The organism is Leptospira barantonii, from assembly GCF_002811925.1.
GTDB lineage: Bacteria > Spirochaetota > Leptospiria > Leptospirales > Leptospiraceae > Leptospira > Leptospira barantonii.
Map to the genome: position 1 here is coordinate 264,496 of NZ_NPDS01000005.1, position 22,063 is coordinate 286,558.

General features: G+C 43.4%; 31 protein-coding genes and 1 pseudogene. 8 read left to right on the top strand and 24 right to left on the bottom strand.

What is annotated here, in order from left to right; translation table 11 throughout:
• Window positions 1-33 precede the first annotated feature (33 nt).
• Entirely contained in the window at window positions 34-876 is an 843-nt protein-coding gene (locus tag CH367_RS13085; RefSeq protein WP_100762942.1) for a carbon-nitrogen family hydrolase, read from the top strand.
• Here the strand turns inward: CH367_RS13085 and CH367_RS13090 are convergent.
• Window positions 845-1,783, bottom strand: coding sequence for an RluA family pseudouridine synthase (locus CH367_RS13090; RefSeq protein ID WP_100762943.1), 939 nt, complete (start codon window positions 1,781-1,783; stop codon window positions 845-847). The genes CH367_RS13085 and CH367_RS13090 overlap by 32 nt on opposite strands.
• A gap of 137 nt (window positions 1,784-1,920) precedes the next feature.
• Between CH367_RS13090 and loa22 the strand changes: the two genes are divergently transcribed.
• Window positions 1,921-2,505: an OmpA family outer membrane lipoprotein Loa22 gene (gene loa22, locus CH367_RS13095; protein ID WP_100762944.1), complete on the top strand. Its 585-nt coding sequence runs from the start codon at window positions 1,921-1,923 to the stop codon at window positions 2,503-2,505.
• A gap of 91 nt (window positions 2,506-2,596) precedes the next feature.
• Here the strand turns inward: loa22 and CH367_RS13100 are convergent, their stop codons facing one another.
• From CH367_RS13100 to CH367_RS13205, 22 genes and pseudogenes are all read right to left on the bottom strand, one after another.
• The gene (locus tag CH367_RS13100; RefSeq protein WP_100762945.1) at window positions 2,597-4,156 is read right to left on the bottom strand and encodes a hypothetical protein; all 1,560 of its coding nucleotides are present in this window, start codon (window positions 4,154-4,156) and stop codon (window positions 2,597-2,599) included.
• 211 nt (window positions 4,157-4,367) lie between these two features.
• Window positions 4,368-5,682: pseudogene (locus tag CH367_RS13105) on the bottom strand (hypothetical protein); the annotation flags it as partial.
• Complete coding sequence (locus tag CH367_RS13110; protein ID WP_100762947.1) at window positions 5,675-6,397, bottom strand: hypothetical protein; 723 nt, start codon at window positions 6,395-6,397, stop codon at window positions 5,675-5,677. The pseudogene CH367_RS13105 and the gene CH367_RS13110, both read right to left, overlap by 8 nt.
• A 60-nt stretch (window positions 6,398-6,457) precedes the next feature.
• A complete protein-coding gene (locus CH367_RS13115) occupies window positions 6,458-7,123 on the bottom strand; it encodes a hypothetical protein (protein WP_100762948.1) in 666 nt (221 codons plus the stop codon).
• Window positions 7,116-8,246 (bottom strand): baseplate J/gp47 family protein, encoded by a 1,131-nt coding sequence (locus CH367_RS13120; RefSeq protein WP_100762949.1) that lies wholly within the window; start codon window positions 8,244-8,246, stop codon window positions 7,116-7,118. The genes CH367_RS13115 and CH367_RS13120 overlap by 8 nt, the downstream gene beginning before the upstream one ends.
• Window positions 8,247-8,260: 14 nt before the next feature.
• Complete coding sequence (locus CH367_RS13125) at window positions 8,261-8,623, bottom strand: LIC10183 family protein (protein WP_100762950.1); 363 nt, start codon at window positions 8,621-8,623, stop codon at window positions 8,261-8,263.
• Entirely contained in the window at window positions 8,623-9,195 is a 573-nt protein-coding gene (locus tag CH367_RS13130; RefSeq protein WP_100762951.1) for a hypothetical protein, read from the bottom strand. Before CH367_RS13130 ends, CH367_RS13125 begins: the two co-directional genes overlap by 1 nt.
• 9 nt (window positions 9,196-9,204) lie before the next feature.
• Complete coding sequence (locus CH367_RS13135) at window positions 9,205-10,248, bottom strand: hypothetical protein (RefSeq protein ID WP_100762952.1); 1,044 nt, start codon at window positions 10,246-10,248, stop codon at window positions 9,205-9,207.
• Window positions 10,248-10,619: a LysM peptidoglycan-binding domain-containing protein gene (locus tag CH367_RS13140; protein WP_100762953.1), complete on the bottom strand. Its 372-nt coding sequence runs from the start codon at window positions 10,617-10,619 to the stop codon at window positions 10,248-10,250. The genes CH367_RS13135 and CH367_RS13140 overlap by 1 nt, the downstream gene beginning before the upstream one ends.
• Entirely contained in the window at window positions 10,616-11,161 is a 546-nt protein-coding gene (locus tag CH367_RS13145) for a DUF6046 domain-containing protein (RefSeq protein WP_100762954.1), read from the bottom strand. The genes CH367_RS13140 and CH367_RS13145 overlap by 4 nt, the downstream gene beginning before the upstream one ends.
• Window positions 11,158-13,287, bottom strand: a complete 2,130-nt coding sequence (locus CH367_RS13150) for a phage tail tape measure protein (RefSeq protein ID WP_100762955.1) — start codon at window positions 13,285-13,287, stop codon at window positions 11,158-11,160. The genes CH367_RS13145 and CH367_RS13150 overlap by 4 nt, the downstream gene beginning before the upstream one ends.
• 19 nt (window positions 13,288-13,306) lie before the next feature.
• On the bottom strand, window positions 13,307-13,462 hold the full coding sequence (locus CH367_RS20840) for a hypothetical protein (RefSeq protein ID WP_164477014.1): 156 nt from the start codon (window positions 13,460-13,462) through the stop codon (window positions 13,307-13,309).
• 53 nt (window positions 13,463-13,515) lie between these two features.
• Entirely contained in the window at window positions 13,516-13,926 is a 411-nt protein-coding gene (locus CH367_RS13155) for an LIC_10177 family protein (protein WP_100762956.1), read from the bottom strand.
• 39 nt (window positions 13,927-13,965) lie between these two features.
• On the bottom strand, window positions 13,966-14,400 hold the full coding sequence (locus CH367_RS13160; protein ID WP_100762957.1) for a hypothetical protein: 435 nt from the start codon (window positions 14,398-14,400) through the stop codon (window positions 13,966-13,968).
• A 9-nt stretch (window positions 14,401-14,409) separates the two neighbouring features.
• On the bottom strand, window positions 14,410-15,897 hold the full coding sequence (locus tag CH367_RS13165; RefSeq protein WP_100762958.1) for a DUF2586 family protein: 1,488 nt from the start codon (window positions 15,895-15,897) through the stop codon (window positions 14,410-14,412).
• 62 nt (window positions 15,898-15,959) lie between these two features.
• Window positions 15,960-16,217, bottom strand: coding sequence for a hypothetical protein (locus CH367_RS13170; protein ID WP_100762959.1), 258 nt, complete (start codon window positions 16,215-16,217; stop codon window positions 15,960-15,962).
• Window positions 16,214-16,834 carry an LIC10173 family protein gene (locus CH367_RS13175; RefSeq protein ID WP_100762960.1) on the bottom strand — a complete coding sequence of 207 codons (621 nt, stop codon included), beginning with the start codon at window positions 16,832-16,834 and terminating at the stop codon, window positions 16,214-16,216. Before CH367_RS13175 ends, CH367_RS13170 begins: the two co-directional genes overlap by 4 nt.
• 68 nt (window positions 16,835-16,902) lie before the next feature.
• A complete protein-coding gene (locus tag CH367_RS13180) occupies window positions 16,903-17,481 on the bottom strand; it encodes a hypothetical protein (protein WP_100762961.1) in 579 nt (192 codons plus the stop codon).
• Window positions 17,482-17,497: 16 nt separating this feature from the next.
• Window positions 17,498-17,890 carry a hypothetical protein gene (locus CH367_RS13185; protein ID WP_100762962.1) on the bottom strand — a complete coding sequence of 131 codons (393 nt, stop codon included), beginning with the start codon at window positions 17,888-17,890 and terminating at the stop codon, window positions 17,498-17,500.
• Window positions 17,891-18,028: 138 nt separating this feature from the next.
• On the bottom strand, window positions 18,029-18,358 hold the full coding sequence (locus CH367_RS13195; protein WP_100762964.1) for a hypothetical protein: 330 nt from the start codon (window positions 18,356-18,358) through the stop codon (window positions 18,029-18,031).
• Window positions 18,355-18,588 (bottom strand): hypothetical protein, encoded by a 234-nt coding sequence (locus tag CH367_RS13200; RefSeq protein ID WP_100762965.1) that lies wholly within the window; start codon window positions 18,586-18,588, stop codon window positions 18,355-18,357. The genes CH367_RS13195 and CH367_RS13200 overlap by 4 nt, the downstream gene beginning before the upstream one ends.
• 195 nt (window positions 18,589-18,783) lie before the next feature.
• The gene (locus CH367_RS13205) at window positions 18,784-19,086 is read right to left on the bottom strand and encodes a helix-turn-helix domain-containing protein (protein WP_100762966.1); all 303 of its coding nucleotides are present in this window, start codon (window positions 19,084-19,086) and stop codon (window positions 18,784-18,786) included.
• 445 nt (window positions 19,087-19,531) lie between these two features.
• Here CH367_RS13205 and CH367_RS20845 point away from each other — a divergent pair, with 445 nt between their 5' ends.
• Window positions 19,532-19,699: a hypothetical protein gene (locus CH367_RS20845; RefSeq protein ID WP_165783289.1), complete on the top strand. Its 168-nt coding sequence runs from the start codon at window positions 19,532-19,534 to the stop codon at window positions 19,697-19,699.
• Here the strand turns inward: CH367_RS20845 and CH367_RS13220 are convergent, their stop codons facing one another.
• Entirely contained in the window at window positions 19,700-20,098 is a 399-nt protein-coding gene (locus tag CH367_RS13220) for a helix-turn-helix domain-containing protein (protein WP_100762969.1), read from the bottom strand.
• Window positions 20,099-20,264: 166 nt separating this feature from the next.
• On the opposite strand from CH367_RS13220, the gene CH367_RS13225 reads away from it, so the two are divergent.
• From CH367_RS13225 to CH367_RS13240, 5 genes are all read left to right on the top strand, one after another.
• Window positions 20,265-20,501, top strand: coding sequence for a hypothetical protein (locus CH367_RS13225; RefSeq protein ID WP_100762970.1), 237 nt, complete (start codon window positions 20,265-20,267; stop codon window positions 20,499-20,501).
• Window positions 20,501-20,806 carry an LIC13344 family protein gene (locus tag CH367_RS13230; protein ID WP_100762971.1) on the top strand — a complete coding sequence of 102 codons (306 nt, stop codon included), beginning with the start codon at window positions 20,501-20,503 and terminating at the stop codon, window positions 20,804-20,806. Before CH367_RS13225 ends, CH367_RS13230 begins: the two co-directional genes overlap by 1 nt.
• 33 nt (window positions 20,807-20,839) lie before the next feature.
• On the top strand, window positions 20,840-21,019 hold the full coding sequence (locus tag CH367_RS20745; protein ID WP_125226129.1) for a hypothetical protein: 180 nt from the start codon (window positions 20,840-20,842) through the stop codon (window positions 21,017-21,019).
• A gap of 4 nt (window positions 21,020-21,023) precedes the next feature.
• Entirely contained in the window at window positions 21,024-21,488 is a 465-nt protein-coding gene (locus CH367_RS13235; RefSeq protein ID WP_100762972.1) for a hypothetical protein, read from the top strand.
• Between the two features lie 103 nt (window positions 21,489-21,591).
• A complete protein-coding gene (locus CH367_RS13240; RefSeq protein WP_100762973.1) occupies window positions 21,592-22,032 on the top strand; it encodes a hypothetical protein in 441 nt (146 codons plus the stop codon).
• Window positions 22,033-22,063 lie beyond the last annotated feature (31 nt).

The following is a 22,063-nucleotide window of genomic DNA, read 5'->3' on the forward strand; positions in this document are numbered from 1 at the left end:
TGCAAAAAATGTTTCTGAGGAGAATGGAAAAAATTGAATCCCGGTGAACTCAACGTGGCTCTCGTTCAATGCGATCTTTCTTGGGAAAATCAAGACGCGAATTACGAACATGTTCGCAAATTGATCTATTCCACTCTCGATCGAAATCGCGGAGAAAAACCGGATCTGATTCTTTTACCCGAAACGTTCGCGACGGGTTTTACGATGAGATCCGAAAGAATCGCCGAACTCGACGAGGGGCCGACCGAAACTTTTTTAAGGGAGATTTCCAAAGAAACAAACGCGGTCGTTTGTGCGGGTTGGATACGGAAGAATCCGGACGGAAAACCGTTCAACACCGTCAGCGTTGTAAATCCGGACGGCGAAATTATATTACGATATTCTAAAATTCATCCGTTTACGTTTGGCGGAGAGGACCGTCACTACAGTTCGGGCTCCGAAATTATAAGTTATAATCTCAACGGTTTCCGCATAACTCCGTTTATCTGCTATGACATTCGTTTTCCGGAAATTTTTCGAAGACTTGCGGGCGAAACGGATATCTTTACGGTTCACGCGAATTGGCCGATTCCGAGAATTCATCACTGGGAATTGATCCTCAAAACAAGAGCGATCGAAAATCAGGCTTATGTTTTCGGGGTCAATCGAATCGGAATCGCAGGTTACAACAAAAGCGTTCATCACAACGGACATTCTCTCGCCGTGGAACCGAACGGCGAATTTGCGGACGCCGGTGAAGAAATCGAAACGATTCTATTTCACATGGCTTTCAAAAAATCGATTTCGGATTATAGGGAGAATTTTCCGGTTCTTCCCGATCGCAAGGACCCGACACAAATCCGGGTTAGAATTGCGGAGCATTCTTCTCAAATCTAAGAAACCGTTCGCTGAGCGGAAGAGTGGCTTCTATTTTTTCACCGGTAAACGGATCTTTAAATTTAAGAGAATAAGCCATCAATTGTAAGCCGTAAGATTCGTATTGCGCTCCCACTCTGGAATACAATAAGTCCCCGACTACAGGACATCTTTGACTTTGAAAATGAACCCTGATTTGGTGGGTTCTTCCCGTCTCCAATCCGACTTCCACAAAACTGAATTTTCTTCCGGAGCGAGAATTGATATACTTTAGTACTTTATAATGAGTTACGGATCTTCTTCCTTTGGGAGAAATCGTCATCTTCAATCTTTCAACCGGATGTCTGGAGATCGGCAAGTCGATCGTTCCCGCTTCGTCGGGCGGATGTCCTTGCACCCAAGCGTAGTATTTTTTTTCGATTTCTCTCTTCCGAAATAATTCGGACAGTTTTCCGTGAGCTCGATCGTTCTTCGCGATCAGAATCAGACCTTCGGTTGGTTTGTCCAATCGGTGGACGATTCCGGGTCTCGCTTCTCCCCCGGCCTGTGATAATTCTTTAAAATGATAGAGAAGTCCGTTGACCAAACTAGGAGATCGATCTCCGGGTCCGCTGTGACTTGCGATTCCAGCAGGCTTGTGGATGATTAGATAATTCTCTTTTTCTAAGATGACAGGTAACGCCATCTGAATCGGTTCTAAATTGAGAGGGGGTCTAGGAGGAATCGAGAGAAAGTATTGCTCGCCGGTTTTCACCTTCCAGGAGCTTTTATTGAAAACTTTTTCTTCGTGATTGCGTACATATCCCGATTCGATCCACTTTTGTATCGAAGCCCGGGAAACTTCGTCTCCAAAAGAGAATTTCAAAAACCGATCCAATCGATTTCCGGAAAATTCTTCTGCGACCTCTGCTTTTAGTTCTAAGTTCATTGAAAATAAGGAAAGGATTCCAGATTTTTACTTCGCGTGTTTTTAGCACTCTAAAAAAACAGTTTCCATTTTCCTTCCTAAGCCTTATCATGACACACTGAAACCAAAACCCCTTAGATCTAAGGAAGGATAGAAACATGGTCAAAAAGATTTTGAATCTGATTCTGCTCGGTGCAATTGCATTTTCATTCACTCTTTGCTCCTCCGCTGAAAAAAAAGAGGAATCTGCCCCTGAGCCCTCTTCACAAGAGCAATCTGCCGCGGCAAACAGAAACGTTGATGTAAATTCTCCGCAAGCAATCGCTGACTCCTTGAACGATAAACTGAAAGATTTCAGATATCCGGACGGCTTAACTCGTCCAGGATTCAGCTACAAAAAAGCGGACGTAAACGCTGGTGATTTCAGCGAGTGGTCAAAAGTAAACGCTCCAGTGATCAAAGAAGGTCTCGGAAAACTTCCTGATAGCTACGCTCTTGAAATTACAGGTCACACCGATGCGGTAGGTCCTGAACAAGCAGAAGGCGACAAAAAAGGAAATATCTTTTACTCTGAACTTCGCGCAAATGCGGTTAAACAAGCTCTGATTAAACAAGGAATTCCTGCGAATCGTATCGCTACGAAAGGCGCTGGTTCTTCCGAGCCTGTTTCTGGTTTGGATGCAAAAGACGCTAAAAACAGAAGAGTTACCTTCCGTTTCGCGACTTCCGCTCCTCAACAATAATTCAATAATCAGTAATCTGATTCAAAAGGGGCGATGAGAAATCATCGCCTTTTTTATTTTGGAGAGGGGTTTTATATTTTTCCAAACTCGTTTATAAAACCCTCTTTACAAACACATAAGGAAATGCTGATAGACCTCGAGCATCGGTTGTTAAACCAAATCTGAGCGGGGCATAACTCGAATCAACTGTAGGTCCAGCCACACTTGTTGAAGGATAACCATTGAGCTGTACTCCACGTGGAATTCCATCACCGATAGAACCTGCGGCTATCAAAGAACCTGCGCCCCCACCCGCACCCCCTTGCGGTATATCAAATGAAATGGATGTAGAAGCAGCGTGTCTGTGACCCTGGAACCGATCTCGTCTCCTCAATCCTCCGATCCATTCACCGTCTGAATCCATTACGGAAACGAAGCCGCGCCCTTGAACTGCAAAGTGACGAATCTGGTTCGTAATCGTAGTCCCTTGGACTGCATCCGGAAGACGATGTTTATAAAACCTCACCTTAACCCCGGAGAGCGAGCCACTCGAATTTGCAGCGGCGCAGGTAAAATTAATGGTTCGACTCGAAGTGGAGATTGCAGTAATCGCCAATGTTGTATTCGCCGGAACCGCGCCTACAGCCTGCAAAATAGTTCCTGTTATCCAATTCGTAAAAGAACCATGAACTAAATTTTCCTCCGCGAGAGCATTGATCATCTTTTGACAGGGAGTCGTATTCGCAAATGTCACCGTAAGAACATTGCTCGCAATCGTGTAACTAACCGCATCAAAATCGATTACGTTCGTTCCGAGCGGATCATAACGTAACGGCTTATTCAACCAATACGAAACTAAGTCCGGCATTCCACCCGTTCCGCTTGCATTGATCAATTGATCAGGGGAAGCCAAACAAAACGCAGGAAAATCCGTAGACGGCACTCGAAGCTCGTCCATCCAGAACATCTCTCCTAAGTATTTTTTCTCCTGCTTAAAAACGGTATCCGTGAAATTCTTAAAGAAAAGATAAACCTGATTGATCCCCTTCACAAATTTCAACGGATTGTTAACATCCGGGTTGATAGCTGTCACGATATCCGAATGCAAATCCGTTAATAGGCCAGTCTTAACCGAAGTAGATTGTTTTCCCTCGGTTACTTCGTTATCTTTAATGCGAAGACCTCTGATCCCTCGGTAGACTCTAAGATCGTTTCCTAAAGTTACGACACCGGAAACATTTGTAGAAACCGCTCGTAAAGCAATATCACCGGAAATCAACGCGCCTTGTCTTGCGATGATCTCATAAGAATTATCTCTCCAAGTGATCGGGCCATCATCCGGCATATTCATAGGACTAGTATATGCAGTTTCTTGAAATTTGTGCCTGACCACCAAAGTACAAGAAGCATTATTCGGAACTAAAATACCGATCGTTGGCGGCACTACGATTCGTTTTCCATCCTCATCATAAGCGACGAGTGAATCGGTTAAATCTACTTTGCTCGCCGTCGAACTAATTACAATTGTTCCTCCACAATCGATTCCTGAACCGAACGCATCCAAATCTCGATTGATAATTTCCTGACTCTTAGATTCCTGTTCTTTCTTCCAATCCTCTGGAAAAACTCGTTTTCCTAAACTTGGAAATTCTATTCCTGATAATTTATCCATAATTATAAGACCCTCTTAACAAACACATAAGGAAAAGCTGATAGACCTCGAGCATCGGTGGTTTTGCCAAGTCGAGGAGAACCATTTGTTCCGTCGGATTTAGCTTCTTTTACTATCGATTGTCCGATTGAACTTCCAGCGGTATCACCACCTTGAATATAACTTCGCGATACAGTGATATCCTGGCTCATAAAATCCCCGCCGATCGTATTGTGATGGTGTCCTTGAAATCTATCCCTTCTTCTCAAACCACCGATCCAATCGCTATCCGCATCCATCACCGAAACAAAGCCGCGTCCTTGAATTGCAAAATGACGAACCTGATTCGTGATCGTGGTTCCCGGCGTTATATCCGGTAATCTGTGTTTGTAAAAACGAACTTTAACCCCTGTTAAAGAACCGCTCGAATTCGCCGCTGTGCAAGAAAAGCTGATCGTTCTACTTCCGCTATTGATCGCCGAAATCACCAAAGTTGCGTTAGCAGGAATTGCTCCTATTGTCTGCAACAAAGTTCCGGTCATCCAATTCGTAAACGAACCGTGAACTAACTGATCTTCAGCTAAGGCGTCTATCATTTTCTGACAAGCAGGCGTATTTGTAAAAGTCAACGTAAGGACATTACTCGCTATTGTATAACTCGTGGCATCAAAATCGATTACGTTTGTTCCAAGTGGATCGTAACGTAATGGCTTATTCAGCCAATAGGAAACTAGGTCCGGCATTCCACCCGTCCCGCTTGCGTTGATCAGCTGATCCGCAGAAGCCAAACAAAACGCGGGAAAATCAGTCGACGGTGCTCGAAGCTCGTCCATCCAGAACATCTCTCCCAAAAACTTCCGTTCTTGTTTAAAGACGACTTCCGCGAAATTCTTAGAATAAAGATAACTCTGATTGATTCCTTTCACAAGTTTGAGCGGATTGTTCGCGTCCGGATTGATGAAAGCAAGCAAATCGGTATGCAGATCCGTAACAAGCCCCGTTTTTACGGATGCGGATTGTTTTTCTTCCGTTACTTGCCCGTCTTTGATACCGTTTGTGGAAACACCTCTCCAAATTCTTAGATCGGTTCCAAGTGTGACCGCACCGGAAGCGTTAGACGAAATTGATCTCAACGGAATATCGCCCGAGACAAGAGAACCTTGTCTTGCTAAAATCTCGAAAGAATTATCTCTCCAAACGTTCGGGCCGTCGCTCGGAAGATTCGAAGGACTATCGTATAACGTTTCCATAAACTTATGACGAATCACAAGCGTACACGTAACGTTATTCGGGACGGGAATACCCGCGACCGGAGCGGCTTCGATTCTTTTTCCTTCCGCGTCGTAAGCGACGATCGTATCGATCAAATCCACTCGATTCGATCCCGAACCCACGACGATCGTTCCACCCGATTGTAATCCGAAACCGACAAGATCCAAGTCTCGATTGATGATCTCCTGGCTTTTCGATTCCTGTTCCTTCTTCCAATCTTCAGGAAAAACCCTTTTGCTCACGCTTGGAAAAGTAATACCCGACAATTTATCCATGAACAGCTCCTTCAAAGGAAGGAAAATCGATTTCGATCGCTTCCAATTCGTTATAAAGAACGTTTACGTTCGTTTTTACGTTATTCTGAATTTGAGTGACTAACTCTCTTTTGATTTTTTTGCAAACGCCGCAGTAAGATTCGTATGAGTTCGCTTTAGCAAGAATTGAACTTGCAAGTTCCGTAATATCATCGTCTTCCATCGTTTTTGATTCGCTTACAAGCGCGATTAAGGAGGACTTTAAATTCTCCCTTTCCTGAGAATTTGCAGAAAGCCATTGTTTAGCTTGAGGACTTAAAATCGGCCAAGAAAGAGGTTCGCTTTGGGGATACCTGCAAAGAATCTGATCCAAGGCTTCGTCGAACTTAGAATGAATTTTTCGGATCTTTTTTTCTTTATAAGAAGAGATCGTTAAAAGACCGCATTGAAGAAGTTCAAGCTCCGACTTCGGAACGAGTCTTTCATCTTCGATCTTCATGTCTTCCGGAACGGAGATCAAACCTCGATCCGCTTTTTCGGAAAGGGAGAATTCCTTTAACTCGCCCGCTTCGAACTTATATCCTTCCGGAGGAAAGGAAATTCCCTGGTGAATTTTTTTCTTCAGACTCTCCGACTTGTCCCGATTAAAAAGTTCGATCTCCAGTTCTATCGAAGACAAATTAGAGCTCGGATATTCTTCCAGACTTTCGGAAGAATAAACAAATATTTTTTCCATAATTGCTCCTAACGGAGCGATCGAGTAGAGGCGGATAAAAACATTCCGCTTTTTATATATTTAATAGATTGAATATTCTTTTAATTTTTCAGCCCTGCGCGAATGAAACTTGTTCGATACGGAGCCGCCCATGACAAAAGGTTCGAACGTCCCTTGTTCTTCCCAAAATTCGCAGACGTTACCACCCACATTCACATTCTCCATAGAACGAACCAATTCGGCTCGATCGAACGAATCTGAAAGTTTCGGAAACAAAAATCGATAACGAAATAGAACGTATTTGCGAGACATCATTCTTCCGTCGATCGGGCCGCCCATAACGAAACAATTTTTTGATTCTTCCGTTTCATAAACTTTGGAATATCGGATTTCGCTCGAATCGAGTCCGGTGGAAAATTGAACGACCTGTCTTTTCGAAGAGACCGACGCGATCGACATTTTAAAAAGTTTCGCCATTAAAAGTCTGTTTCGATACAGCTCGTCTGTTTCTCCCGGAAGTTTTGCGATCTTATACCTGGCACCCCACAAAATTAATCCGAAACCGTCGCTGGTTTCAAGCCACATCTGTCTATACAACCAACTCAGCCTCGCCGCTCTTTCGTTTAGAATGGAAAGAATGGATTTCAATAACTTATACCATAAGCTGGATTGTCCAAGTTTTCGAATGAGGTTTCTCTGATTTTTCCAAACAACGGAATCGAAATCGAATATGAATTTATCAGACATACACTGCGCCTATCGTTTGAAATCCGGGACCTGCGTTCGCCAACGAGCCTACGGGAACATCAACATTTCCTAATGGATTGAATTCCACATCGATACAATTGGGAAGAACTTGATACAAAGCCTTCAATTGCGCGTCCACGAAATCCTGTCCTTCGCTCAAAGAAAGAAAGTATTCGTCCTTGATTTGATCCAAAACGACCTGGCTCGGAATCGTATCCGAAGAAGAGAACTTCACCGTAACCGTTTTGTTCACGAGTGTTTCCGAAATATTATCGACTAACACGTGTGCTACGCCGCCCGGATCGTTTTCCTCCGAATTAAAATGATCTTTTACTTGATCGAGTTGAGAAACGTTCAACGTTCCCACGGTTCCTTGCACAAGAACTTTCACTTCCCCGTCCGTCTTCAACGTCTTCGCACTTTTGAAGATCGCTCTTTTTACGAAAGAAAAAGTTTCCGCTTCTCCCTTATACCAAGCAGGGGTCCATTTCGATGAAACACCTTCAGCATTTTGCAAGCGAGCCCTTACCGAAGTTCTGGTTTCCCTATACTGACCTTGTTGAATCGGATTGATTTCTATGTTGGAAACAAAGTTGATTCCATCCGGTGGGTTTTCGATCAAGTTGATTGCACCCGCAACCACGTTTCCGATCGGACCGTCTACCGTACATTGAACAAGAGCTTCGACCGTAAACTTTTCTTGTGTATCGGCGGCGGTTCCCGCAGGAAGAATCAAAGCGTCCTTAAGAAAGAATCTTATTTTCTGATCTTCGTTACCGGAAGTCGTAACGATCAAAGACTGAGGGATTTCCCGATCCACCGAAGGTTGAACCGAAGATCCGATTCTCACCTTGAGAATCGAAGGAAGCGCCGGTTTCCATTGCATTCCTCTTCGAATCAAGTGTTCGTGCAACGCGTCGTCTTCCGCAGTATGAGGATGAATCGCTTTCTGAACGGAGATAAGATCCGTATCTATGAATAAAAAAACCGCGTTGGAAACCGCGCGTAGAATCGAAAACGTTTTCGAAGTTGGACCGAAAGTATGATTCTTCAATACTCCGGAAGCCTTTACGCTTTGAAGATGATCCGTAAGAACCTGTTCTTTAGTAATGTTTAAATTCATCGATTGCCTCCATATTACTTCATTAGAATTCCTTTAACCGATTCTCCCGTTTTTAATCGGAAATCGACAACGATCCGACTTTCCACGTCAAGTGTCACGTCGATCGATTTCAAATCGATCGCGGGATGTAACCTTAAAATCCTTTCGGCGTCTCGGATTCGAGCCGCCTGATCCCCGTACTCGGTCGAGTTCAACGCGATTCTTTGTCTACTATAGATCTCGGGATAGTCGATATCGTCGGCGACGGTCATCTCGAACATTTCCCGAACCTCCGATAAAACGATTCTTACCGAGTTCGCGTCGCTTAACAAATCGTCGTCCGAAGCGTCCAAAGTCAAATCTCCGAATCGAATCGGATCGTTCCCAAAATCGATCATCAGGTTCCTGCCTTCGGTTTACTCGAAACGGACGGTCCGACCGGGGTATCCACGTAATCCGTCAAGTGAGACGATAAACCCACCGAATTGGAAGATTCCGCAAACGCGGTGATTTCTTTTTTTGCATCCAACTTTCCGGTAGTTTTAAAATCGCCTTCCTGTTCTACGTTTCCGCGGATCTTGAACGTTTTTCCCCCGAGATCCAAAAGAAAACCATCGTCTTCGAGCGTAACCTTAATTATATTTTTATAATTTATATAAGCCTTATGTTCTTGGATTTCCAGTTCGACCTGATCCGCGACCTTCGTTTTGATCGAATCTATCTTTTCGAACGCAAACGCTGTGTATCTTTTTTCAAGATTGTCCCTTGCAATCAAAAGACATTTCGAACCCGTTCTCGGAACCACCGGCTCCGTCCAAGTTACGTTATAGATGAAGTCTTCTGAAACTTTTACGGTTAAGAGTTTATTATCCGAGTCCACGGAATCTATGATTCCGGACTTCGCGAAAAACATCGGAAATCCGATCTTCCATGCTTGAACGATCGCTTGTATGAGAGTTCTATCCGCCATTCTTCCCCTTTATTTTCCCCGATTCGATTTCGAACTTCCGCTCTTCGGCGGCTCGTGATAAAAGCCGGGATAAATTTCCTGACGATAGCCGTTCATATTAAATTTTTTGATTACACGATCCACGAAAGCCTTTGCGCTTCTGGAAGAATCTTCAGGGTCTTGAATATCGATGATCTGAGAATGTGTGATCGAAGGAAAACCGAAGGAAAGAAATTTCCCTTTGAATCCCGAGCCGCATTTTTCGTCGAAAATTTCCTTTGCTCTTTTTTCTGCGCCTTGAGAATCCAAACCGTCGATTTCGTAATAACGTGATTCTCCCTGTCCGTGTTCCCCTCTGTATGTTTGTCCCGTTTTCGGATTTTCACCGCGAACTACGATTTGGAAGGGTTTGCTTTCCTGCGGAGTCAATTCATCTTCTATAATATTCTCTCCGAATCGAAAGATCGGAAATTTTTCCTTTTTCGAAGACGCGCTTCCGCTTTGAGAATTCGATCCGCTCGTTTTCGAAGTAAGACTCAAATCCGGGTGAGAATATGCTTTTTGAACCACCAATTTCCAATCGTGAAAGAATACATCGACCCCGTGCGTTTTCTTGAGTTCCGATAGCGCATAACGCGCTGATTTTTTCGCGCATCGAATATCCACCGTACGTTTGATATCCGAGTCCCTTACTAAGATCGAAATATCCGATTTGATCTGTGGATGAATACAATCGTTTAGAAACGTCATCAACGGCTTTTGATGATAGTCCTGAGTCATGATTTTTCTCTGACAAAAGAAGAACGGATCCACACATTTCAATTCCAGCGGAACCTTAGGACTGATTTCCAAAACATAGCCGTTGAATTCCGGAAAAAGTCCGTATCTCGTATATCCCGCCTTCCAAGTGACCTTCGAGAATTTTACGATCGAATCCTTTTTCAAATTCTTATATTTAGGAAGTTTTATCTTCAATATGTCCGTGGGAATTTCACGAGAAGATTCCAACGTCACCTCCGTGACGGCGGGAAACTTAGCATTAGAGATTTCTAATTCTTGAATCAGTGTGAACATCAGGCCGCCGTCCTTTTTTTAGCGTTGGCGAGTTCGGTTTTTGAAACGAGCGCTTCTATGTATAAAGTGGAACCCACGTTCTCATACGGCTGAATGTTCGAATTGTCTTCCCTAATCTTTCCCGAAAAATGTTCGGTTCCGTAATGAAGCGCGCTAATGGATTCGTAGGTTTCTCCGTTTGAAATCGTATGGAAACGATTCTCCGTCAAAGGATCGGGGATTTCGATCAAGATTCCCGACTCAAGATTTGTCCAATCATCAATTTGAGGGTTCATATCCAGGATCAATCTCCATATCTCCCACTTTCCGTAATAACGAGCCGAAAGTCTCTGAAGAGTATCATTGTTTCTTAATACGTAAAATTGACTCATAAGGATGACTCCACAGCGCTGTTTTTAGATTCCACCGAAGCAAGATCCAAATCGTATTCTTCATCGGATAAAAACGTAAGCGTGATCGATTGGCTGTATTGAATCGGCCCGTCCGGCAAATCGAAACTTTTACAAACTACATTCTTAATTCCTAATGCGTTTAACATAGAATGATTCAAGTAAAGCGTTTCGTTCGTTTCCCAGAGTTTCTTCAATTCCCTTATCTTTTGAATCATACTTTTTACCAAAGGATTGGAAGGAGCCGCCAAAATTCCCGCGCCATACGTTGCGGCTAAAAGCGTGAACTCGACCGTGACCGTCCAATCACCGAATCCTGTAAGTTCCTTTACGGTTCCCTTTCCGCCTGGAATCGATGTGACTTCTATTTTCTTTTCTTGATTCGCTCGAATTTTTGTACCGGACGGAAATTCATATTCACTGGAAAGATCGAGACCGATCACCAATCGATCCGTATCCCCCGTTATGATTTCAGGCGGTATGTATCCTGCCGGAAGCGCAGGCGGCGTAATTCCTCCGATCATGCTAATTCCATCTCCTCGAATCGATCCAACTCTTGAAAGATCGCATCGGTTATGATTTCACCGATCTTTTTCTTATTGTTCGTTCTATCTCCCACAACGAGTTGCCCTATGATCGATCCTATCGATAAGGAAGAACCGTTTTGTTTTCTTCCCGAACCCATCTCCGTAACCTCGGATGTTTCGCTCGTTCTACGTACGACTCTCTTCGAATCCGAATCGATCGTTTCGTTAAATCTTTGTAAGACAGGATTTTTCTTAGGACGTTCGGAAGAAATTCCTGCTTCATTCAAATTTCCTAATGAAGAATTTCGACTCCTCTTGTTTGTCGATAATCCTCCGGCATTGATTCCTTGTGTCTGCATCTGATCCAACGTGATTCCCGGTTGTTTTGAAGTTTGCACCTTGAGTTGCAAACCCGGAACGGAAATTTGTTTCGAAGCGGGCGGAACTTTAACGTTGTTTCGAAGACCCGGAACGGGGGAAGAATTCGGACTTGAACCGTTCTTAAACCCGAGCAGTTTGCCAAAAGGACCTTGATCCTGTTTGGAACCTCCCGGTAAAAAACTTCCGAGAAATCCCAAACCTTCTTTGATGGGTTGTGTTATAAAGTTCAATCCCGCGAGAATTCCGTTCCCCAACGCTTTCATCAAATTCCATCCCGCCGTCTTTGCGGATTCCGGAATCGCATTCCAGATTCCGTTCCAAATCGCGTTAAACTGCTCCATCAACCAAGGCCCGATTGAAAGAAAGGTATTCCAAAACTGATTCAAATTCTCTAATATTAAATTTCCGAATCCGATAACACCTTCTACCAAAATGTTCCAAAGATTGGAAACGTAAGCCGCGATGCTACTCGCCAAATTCGAGATATCATCCCAGTAATTGTAAATCGTAAGTCCGATTCCCGCAAACAAACCTAAAAAGAGTGTGATCGGTCCGAGAATGACTCCCGCGATCACCGCAACGAGCCCTTTGGCCCAATCGGGCATTTCCATCCAGGCGCCTTTGACAGTGTCCCAAGCCGACGTAAGAAAATCGACAAAGGAATTCAATTTTTCTAATATATAGTCCACTGCGACCAAAGTCGCGGCTTTGATCTCGTCCCAATACGTTATGATCAATGCCGCACCGGCCACAATTCCAACGATGAAAAGCCCGACCGGATTTGCCGCGATCGCGGCTCTTAATAGTGAAAAGCCGACTTTAAGCGCGGCTAACGCTCCTTTTAACGTGAACAAAGCGGGAGCGATTGCTCTAAGAGCCGAGATTCCACCTGTGATTACTTTGAATGTTCCGATTCCATATAAAACGGCCGTTCCTAACGTGGTGAAATTTCCGGCGAATTCCAGTAATTTCGGATTATTCAGTAAAAAGACATTGAGAGTTTCAACTCCGTCGGCAACAAACCTGAAAATTTTTGAAAGCGCGGATTCTAAGATTCCGAACTTAACGAGCGCGGAGCTTTCGATCCCACTCCCTAAATGTTTTTTAAAATTTTCCCAAGCATTCGAAATTCTTCCGAATTGGGTGGAAGATCGATCCAAAGCCTCGGTGGCCTTTGCGAAATCATCTATATTACCGAAGTTTAATTGATTGAGATCGCCGTTAAAACCTTGAACGGATTTTCCGGCGGAGATGATTTGATTCGTAACTTCATCGAAACTGTTTCCGGTCGCGAGAACGTTATTTGTCACCGTTCCGACCATCGCGTTTAAATTGACCGCATTGAGATCTTTGAACGAAGATTTGATCTTGAGTGCGTTGGAAAGTATCTGTTCGACCGGAATCCCCGTTTCACCCGAAAGTTTAAACGCATTCTCTTTGATGGAAGCTACGTCTTGAACGCTTACTCCCAGTTTTTTAAAACCGTTCTCCAATTTGGAACTTTCACTTCTTGCATCGTATAAATATTTTGCGATCTTTACGAACTGAGTCGCGAGTTTTAACATTCGATTTCCGGAATCTATTTTTTCAACGGCCGCACCCAATTGAATCGCTCGATCTTTATTCTCGCCGATCAATGTTCGCATCGTGTCCCATTTCTTATTGATCTCGTCGATTTTACTGGAGGCGAGATCCGCTATCGTAAAAACAATTTTCATTTCGTTCGTGTTCGTATCAGCCATATCCCGCCTCTGGTAACATCTAATCTCCGTTAAACGCTTTTACGATCGCTCGAGTCAGAGTGTTAATCTCAATCAACCGCACGAATTCCAATTCGGCGGCCAATTGAGTTTCATAACTTTCGCGTTCGTCTCCGTCCAACGGATATTCCATCTTTCTTCCCGGGAAATAGTACATCAGAAGAACTTCCAATGCACCATTCCCGGCTTTAAGAAGCTGAAGCTTCTCCCCTATAGCTTTTTTGCAGTCACCTCTTGGGTCGTCGCAGTAAGCTCGATCAGTTTATTGCTGATCGGAATAAAAATTCCGGGAGAATCTTGAGCCCAACCGTTCACCACGTCGAAACTCGGATACAAACAACACTGACCCGTGAGACGTTGTGCGACATCGGTTTGTTTTTCCTTTCTCGCCTTTTCAAGGGTATCGTCCACCTGAGTCTTGTTAGGTACTCTGCAGATAATCTTTCTTCCTTCGCCCGCATCCAAAACGTGAACTCCTCCCTTATCCGCAAAATGTGATTTGATCGAATCGATCGCGTCCTTATTGCGTGTGATAAAGTCGTCGTCTATGTTCTGATAAGGCTGAGGAAGTTTTTCAAACGCTTCCTTTAAAGCCGGAATTGAACTGATTAATGGATTCATCTTGTTTCCTTTTTCCTTTTACGAAAATTCTCAACGATCTTACGCGAACGTAATGACCGGAATCGACAACAGCGCGATTTCCAACGGAACCGCAATCGCTCCCGAGTTTCCGCTTTTGATATCCGCGTTGTATTTCGTGATCTTAACCGCAGGTGCGATGTATTTAAAGTCCGGTCTTCCTTCCGCTTTTAAAATCGCGGTTAACGGTGCCGGAGGAAGCTTTTCGATCAAACCGCCGTAAGGCGCCGCAAGAAGAATCAAACGATCCAGCTCTTCGAAATAAATTTCAGCGCTGATGCTTCGTTTGTAATTCTTTGTCGTGTACCCTACGATCTCACCCGCCTTTCCGTATGTGAGTTCGATCTCTACCGCATGATCGAACGTGAAAGAGGAAAAGTTCACCATATCGTAGCCGAAAAGTTTCAACTCGAGATTGGTAAAGCTATAGTTTTCTTTTACTACTTCTAATGCCATTGGTTGCTCCTATTTAGGTGTGGCGAAAGAGGTTTCCCACTCGATCGCTTTAGTTCTATTGCTGACGTACATCTTGCACTTCGCTTTGAGAATACGATCGGTGTTGAAGGTTTTATTCGGATCGAGAATGATCTCGTGTCCCGAAATTTCCTTTCTACCCGGAGCTTCCATCTCGGCGGAGATTTTAGAATCGATGTATGTTTTCAGATAATCAAGACCGCCCGAGCCTGAATCGACTTCCGTATCCATATTCAAAAACTGAAGCGATTCGCGATAAAGAATGCGGTGCATTTTATCGGCGCGTCTACGTTCCGGAAGTTCCTTAAAGTCGGAATCGCTCGAAGCCTTGATCTTATCTCTTGCGATGAAGATTCCGTCGTAGTCGTCGTATTGTTTGAGAACCATCAAACCCATATCATGAAGCAGATCCATGTAGTTCCGATATCCGTTATCCCAGTAACGAATTTCGGAGAACGTCAACGAACGCATATCCTTCACATATCCGATCGAAACGTTTACCGGCGCGGCGGCGATCTTAGCGGTCGCCATAGTCGCGAAGTTTCTCCAAACTCCGATGGAATCTCCGGCGGACTTAACAGCGGAATAACCGCCGGATGCGTTGACTCCGCCTTTGATATAACGGGCCTCGCCGACTGCGATCATCACTCTTCCCTTAGGAGAAGCGAAAGGTTCGAACTCGTCCTGAACGTATTGAAAATATTCCGGAAGAGTTTCCGATTGATTCTTACCTCTCGCCTCCAAAATGATAAACGAAGGAAGATGATGTTCGGTTTCCATCTCCTCCAAAATAACGTTGCACGACATCGCGAACGCTCTGGATGCGGGACCCAAAACGTGGATCCAATACGCGCCGTATTCCCTTTTTAAAGCCTCGATCGCAGTCAACTTGGACGCGTTAGACGCGCTCGGTCCGTTGATCGTAAAGGTGTAAGTATCACCAACTTTAAAAGTGTTTGCTGGAGTGGACGCGGCCGTAAAGGTCGAGCTCACACCGGCATCCAAAGAAATCGGAGAACCGCTCGCGGGAGTGATCAACGGAGTGGAAAAGTTCGCACCTCCGTCCACGGATTTGCGATATTCCGCAACGCCGGGCGCACCTGCTTTTGTAATCTTAAGAATCACAATTCTGGTTCCTGTCGGAGTTCCTGAGGTTGTAGGCAGAGCCGCTTCTCCGTCTCCGGTTTTCGTCGGAGTTCCGACAGTTCCCGCGACGTCGTTTTGAGGACGTACACAAAGAACCGGAACCGGTTTTTGTCCTTTTGATTCGTCGAACTCTTCGAAGAATTGTTCCAAAGAATCCACGAGTTCTCCCCTTCCAAAAACGTCCTTTGCTTGAGGGGTGTTATTGATGACATAGACTCTGTTTACGTCGCCGGTTTCCGCGGTTCCGACTTTGGAACCGACGCGATCCGGTTTAACGTCGTTGAAGTTGATCCCACCGTCTTGATGGTAGGTAGTCACGTCGCCTGTTGACATTGATACGCTCCTAATATTAAGAGCAACTGAGTAGAATGGCGGACGAGCCGCTCTGTATATTATTATTTCTGAATATCAGATTTTTGATTCGGCTCGTTCGTTTTTACTTTAATTGAATTTTTTTCCTCTGCGTGTTCCGATTGATTTTCCTGTGCAACACTTTTGTTTTTGTCGATGTCTCTTCCCGAAAATTCGCGATAAGCGATCTTAAGAATCTCTTCTTTTACTTCTTCTTCGGGATCTCTTCGTAGATGATCTAAAAATCCCGCGGCCAGCGCCGGGGTAATTTCGTTCTTTTTAATAAACTCGACTGCTTTCATTGTTCCTCCGATGTTCCTATTTCAGTTGGCTCTTCGATCTGAAAGGTTCCCTGAGCCAAAGTGGGAACCGATTCCGTTTCAAAAAGTCCGTCGCTGAAAACGATCTCCATCATCAATTTGTAATATCCTAGATTTTCGGAAGGATCCGAGACGACGAAAGATTCGCCTGGTTTCACCGCTACGGTAGCTCCTTGCGCCGTCGCAAATTTCTGATGATTGGAAAGATAGATGAGAATTTGATCGACTATTCCGAGCGCTCCCGCTCCCGACCCCAAATGTCCCGTGGACGGAACGTCCTTCGAGGAATTCTGCATCCAAAAATGGATTGTATATGTAAATTCTTGAATATAATGTCTTTTTAAAAAACGAATATTTTTGACTCCGCTAACTACTGCGGGTTCCAGTTTTTGAAATCTTTTTCCGTCCGCGATCGAAACGAGTGGAGATTGAAAAATCACACAAAACGGAAACAAACTCGGATAATCGCTTACGTTTGGGCCCACTTGATAAATTCCGCTTTCCGAAAATAAGGAAACCGGCTCGGTCTCCGGAAGATCGGGGAGAACTTTGACCGAAAGGACCAAGGATTTTAAATATTCGATATGACTGATTCTCATGATGCAATTGTTTCCGTAATGATCGATAGTTTAACGCGTTTGCGTTTTCAAACAAGGAGCGAAACGTATCAAACCGCTCCTAATTTTTCCAGGTAGAAAATGCTTGGAACCCCAAGGTCGAAAAGAACATCCAGTTCATACTGAATCATATGTCCGTAAGGATCAATGTAACGAGGTCCTACTCCGTAAGGATCGGAAGCTTTTAAGAATTTTCGACCGTCCTCGGTGATTACAATTCCGATCCCGCGAATGATATGTCCTTTCTGAGTAAGATACGTCCCCAAACCGCAGGGAAATTTCCATTTCTCGAAATACTCGCACAGCTCTTCCTTGTTTCCTTTTTTCTTTACGACCCTAAAAGGAATCTCGTTGTCTTTCATTAGAATATTAAAATGTTCCGCGTGATCGAACGAATCATAAACGTTCTTTCCGTTTTTAATCACCCAATCCTCGAAGAGGGCATAATAGTTGTATGTGGTCAGTTGGATAAAATCGGAAATTCTATAAATCAATCCTATATAAACGATCAAATCCTGAAACACGTTGCCCATACACTGCTGATAATCTTTTAAAAAAAGACGAGGCGTAACCTGATCCTTTCTTTGCGGATTCCAAGGCGAAATAGGATGAGAAATGTATGATATCATAATATACTTCCTTCGTTTAACAAACGGGTTGATTGAGTTCGCAGGATCTTCGTATGGAGAATATACCCGGAATCAAACTGGATTCGAGAATACGAACCCTTAGTTCCGAACAATCCCTTTCCCACTCCGTCCATTTGCGAACGCATTCTTCCTTAAACAAACAACGGGAAAGATCCTTTGCGTGAATTCGATATGCGTTGTATCTTCCGGAAGTCACATACCATTCTCCGGCAATTCGAATCGACGGAGGAGAGCTCGCTTCCGTAGGAATCGTCAAAGCGTAATTTACGGATGAAAAACTTCCTTTACACTGCTCGTTGCGTTGATCACGGACACGATCTGCCGGATTCCGGCACGCAGTCAGAATCATAAGCAGAACCGGGAGAAAGATCGATTTCTTTGATTTCATGCGAACCTCCGCTGTGAATAATTTTTGAAAAAACAGAAACGCCCCTCGCTCCGATCAGAAAAACAAGAATTCCGAATATTAGAATCGCATAAAATTTCGTTTTCAGATCGAGAAGGTTCCACCAAAGCAGAAAGGAATTCATAACTGTCTGCTCCCTACTTCCGATTGAGAGCTTCTATCGGATTCTCCGCCTTGTTGAAAACGGTCTAAAATATCTCCAAAAACTTTTCGTTTCGTATTCAAGTCCTCGTTGATTCGTTTTCCTAGATACAAACTTCCAACCGTTCCGTAGAATACGATCAACCACTGGATCAAATCCATGTGCAACGGTCTTAAAGAATCTGGTGAAAGAATCGACAATACAGACAACGCAATCAGATAAGAAATTACTAATATAAATACAATCCAGGTTCTGAGAGTTGTATCCGAAGGTTTACCGGTTCTATCGTCTTTGAATAAGAATCTCATTCCGATCTTCTCCCTTTTGAAGAGGTGAGTTTGATCAAATCCTTGACATCGGCTTTGATTTCCGAAAGATCCTTCGATATGGATTCCATCTCAGTTTCTATCTTTACGATGCGAATTTCGTGGTCCTTATACATCGTGCTGTATTGAATCGCGGCTGAGACAACAAAACCTAAAACGACAAGAAACTCTTTGATTCCGAGTTTAATCTGACTTATTTTTGAACTCTCCATTCTTCCTCACAAAAAAAATCCCGCACTGTGGCGGGCTTCAATGACTACTCAATCGCTTCCGATTGTGAGGTAAGAATAACACGTCTTCCGATCGAATCCAAGGGTCGAATCGAATCGTATCTGCTTGTTCCGCTCTTAATACTTCGTACGTTTGGGAGCGAATGCGTTATTCGTCCTTGAAAGGAAGAATGGAAATCAATAGATTTGTTTTTTGGTTCTGCGAGAAAGCGCCACCTTTTCCAAATCTCCCACGAAAAATCTACGAACGCGCGGACTCCATTCTATAAAAGGAATCTCGTGATCGATCACGTATTGATTGAACGTTCTTACGGATAGATTCAAATATTGAGCGGCTTCTTTTGTTTTTAGAGATTTCGCATTTTCCTGAAACGTCGGAATTTCCGATTTTTTCGGGACCGAATTTTTTTGTTCGGATCGAGGCAAAGAATCGTTTTTTAATAAAGAACCATTTCTTGTGTTACCGTTGATTACTGACATAGCGTAAGTTTTGAACCTTGCACAAGTCGCTTGTCAAGTTGTTTGTAAAACTTTTTCTTTTGATAAAAATTTATCGATGCGATGGTCCTAAAAATGAATTTTATAAATTTAGAATATTCTATATTTATAATTTTTGGTCCGTAATCGGTTTCGACACAAAAATCAAAGAAAAAATTTGGACCGAGCAGGCGCACAGCGATTCAAAACGAAACAAACTCGAAAAAAAATTCGATTTTCAGGTTCCATTCTCCCTTGCAGAGAATCCGTAAATTAGCACTCATGTGACATATGGAAATTATTGTCATTTGCGTTTGATTTCGAAATGAATTTCAAAATGAAAACAAATGAAGACAAAAAAGAGTCACAGTTTCGGATTTAAGATGGATTTTGTCGGGGGTCATAAATATACTAAACATATATATAGATGATTCGTTGGAGCAAGAATTTGGAAACCAAGGAAGATTTACGCGAGTTGATTTATTGGAAAGTGGAAAGCGCTTTGAAAAAGTTCGAATACGATTTTCAGTTTTCAAGCGAACCGATTCAAGTTCTTCGGCATACATACGCGCAGGAAATCGTAAATCTTATGTTTGATTCTGCGGAAAATAAATGATCACTTCTTCTTTTTAAATTTTTCTATAACCACGCTCAACGCATCCAACTCACCGTCCGGAACATCCAAAAGACTTTCCACTATACTTTCCATTTGAGGACGACTTCTGATCTTCCTAAGAATGTTTCGATAACGATCGGTGTCCGCATCCGACTTCGAATCTACGTCCGTAATCATCATATCACCTTCGCCCGCGATCATCCAAAGAGGATTCACATTGTGAGCGGCTCGAAGTCTCAACAAGGATTCTTGTGAAAAACTTTTGGCCCGTTCGTTGATGAGATCGCTGATAAACGCGGGTTTGAGATCGATCGATCTTGCAAATTCCGCCTGAGAAACGCCCAAGGTCTCGATCAATCGCTTCAAACGATCGGGAAATTTTTTATCCGCTTTATACATTTTTACCGTATTTTTCGATTGACAATCATACATTTTTAACGTACGGTCATTTCAGGCGGGACAGGACTCGCTGAAATCAAAGTCGATTTCGACGTTCGATCCGGTCGTTCGCACGACCCAAGGCTCGCATACGGAAGCGAAATCGCAATCACAAAAAGGAGGCTCGATGATCATCATTAACGGAGATGAATGTAAAGATTTCATTTGTATCACGTTGCGAATGAAAACCTTAGCCAAGTTCGCAAGGGAAGCGGAAGTCAATTACGATTACCTTTCGAAAAGTTTAAACGGACAACATTCCTATACCGAAGTCAGAGAAGCATTCAAAAAATGGAATGTTCCGTACCGAATGGATCGCGCACCACGATCCTACAACAAACGAAAAAACAGGAGAGCGGCATAATGAATCAACTCGGCTCGGCGGCGATCGCCGTAAAAAATCCGATCGCGAACAGGAACAATTTGGATCCGATCGTTCTTTCCGATATAGAGGAAAAAATGGTTTTTCAAATCGCTGAATACGTAAGGGAACAATTTTCCACTTTCGATTGGAGATGGGACGATCACTCGGAAATGCACGATAAGGCGGTCACTTCGCTTTTTCTTGTGAAGAACGACATCGCACATATTTGCGAAAAAAATCCGAGTAAAATCCAGGAATTCATTAGCATTCTTGAATATATTTTGGAAGAGGAATTCGGGGAATAACCCGATTCGAAAACTTTAAGGAGAATTTAGAATATGGAAGTCAATCGTTGTTCACAGTGCGCCCAAAGGGATTCAATGCGTCAAACCGATCTTTGCGAGGAGTGTCTTATCCGAAAGTTCAAACCCTTGATATCTCTTTCGGATAAGATCCGTTCCTTACATTCGAACGATATGGTTTCTTCGATTCAAGAAGAACCGAAAGGAGCGGCGTAATTTTATGAACGACTCCAACAACACGAAAAGATCTCTCGTGAACGGCAAAGTCGTTCACGAGGGAAAATTTTGGAGAAGGGGTAGGACTCTTTCCAAAAGATTGGAACAGATCGTCATAGAATCCGAACTGAATCTTCGGGACATCGCGTATCAATATTCGCACGACGTCGATCCGAATTCTCCATTCCAACCGGGACCGATCTACAGAGAACATCTCGCGGACGTAATCAAGGGAACTCGAAAAACTCCACGTTATGTGAAAGCTATCGAAGAATCCTGGAAGTTATCGATCGAACAAATCCGTACGATCTATCGGGAAGACAAGGAAATGGAAAAAAGAGGCGAGGCATACTCCCCTAGTTTCATTCAAGAATTTGCAAGTTGGTATAAAGACGTTCTTCGTTCTCAAAAGGAAATTTCGAACTTAGATCCGATTCTTGAAGGAAGTGAAATCGAAATCGCTGTATAATATAAATAGAATCTTAGATTGAAACGCGACGTAAAATCGCCTAACACAAATCAATGAAAAATATCTTCGGGTTCCCAAAGAAAGCAAAGAAGGAGGGAATAAAATGGATCATATCGTTTATAAAAATCTTAGAAATTACAAATACCAACTCGTAAAACCTTACAGTTTTCAAACCGAAATCAAAACGAATTCTCCGTTACAAATCGGAAATCCCGAAATTAAAATTTTTGTGGATCTAAACCGGGAAGGTCGACTCAACATAGAAGCAGGATACGCGTGGGATGGACCGAGTGGACCGACCATTGATACGAAAACGTTTATGCGTGGTTCCCTTGTTCACGACGCTTTGTATCAGTTGATGCGCGAAGAAAAATTGGATCGAAACGAATATCGGGAAATCGCGGATAAAATTCTTAAAAAAATCTGCTTGGAAGACGGCATGAATTCGTTTCGAGCTTCCTACGTTTATAAATTCGTTCGTTGGTTCGGAGAATCCTCGGCCAAACCGAAAGATGAAAGTAAAGAATGGGAAGTCGCTCCTTGAAGACCTTCGATACAATCGTATTAGTTTTCGG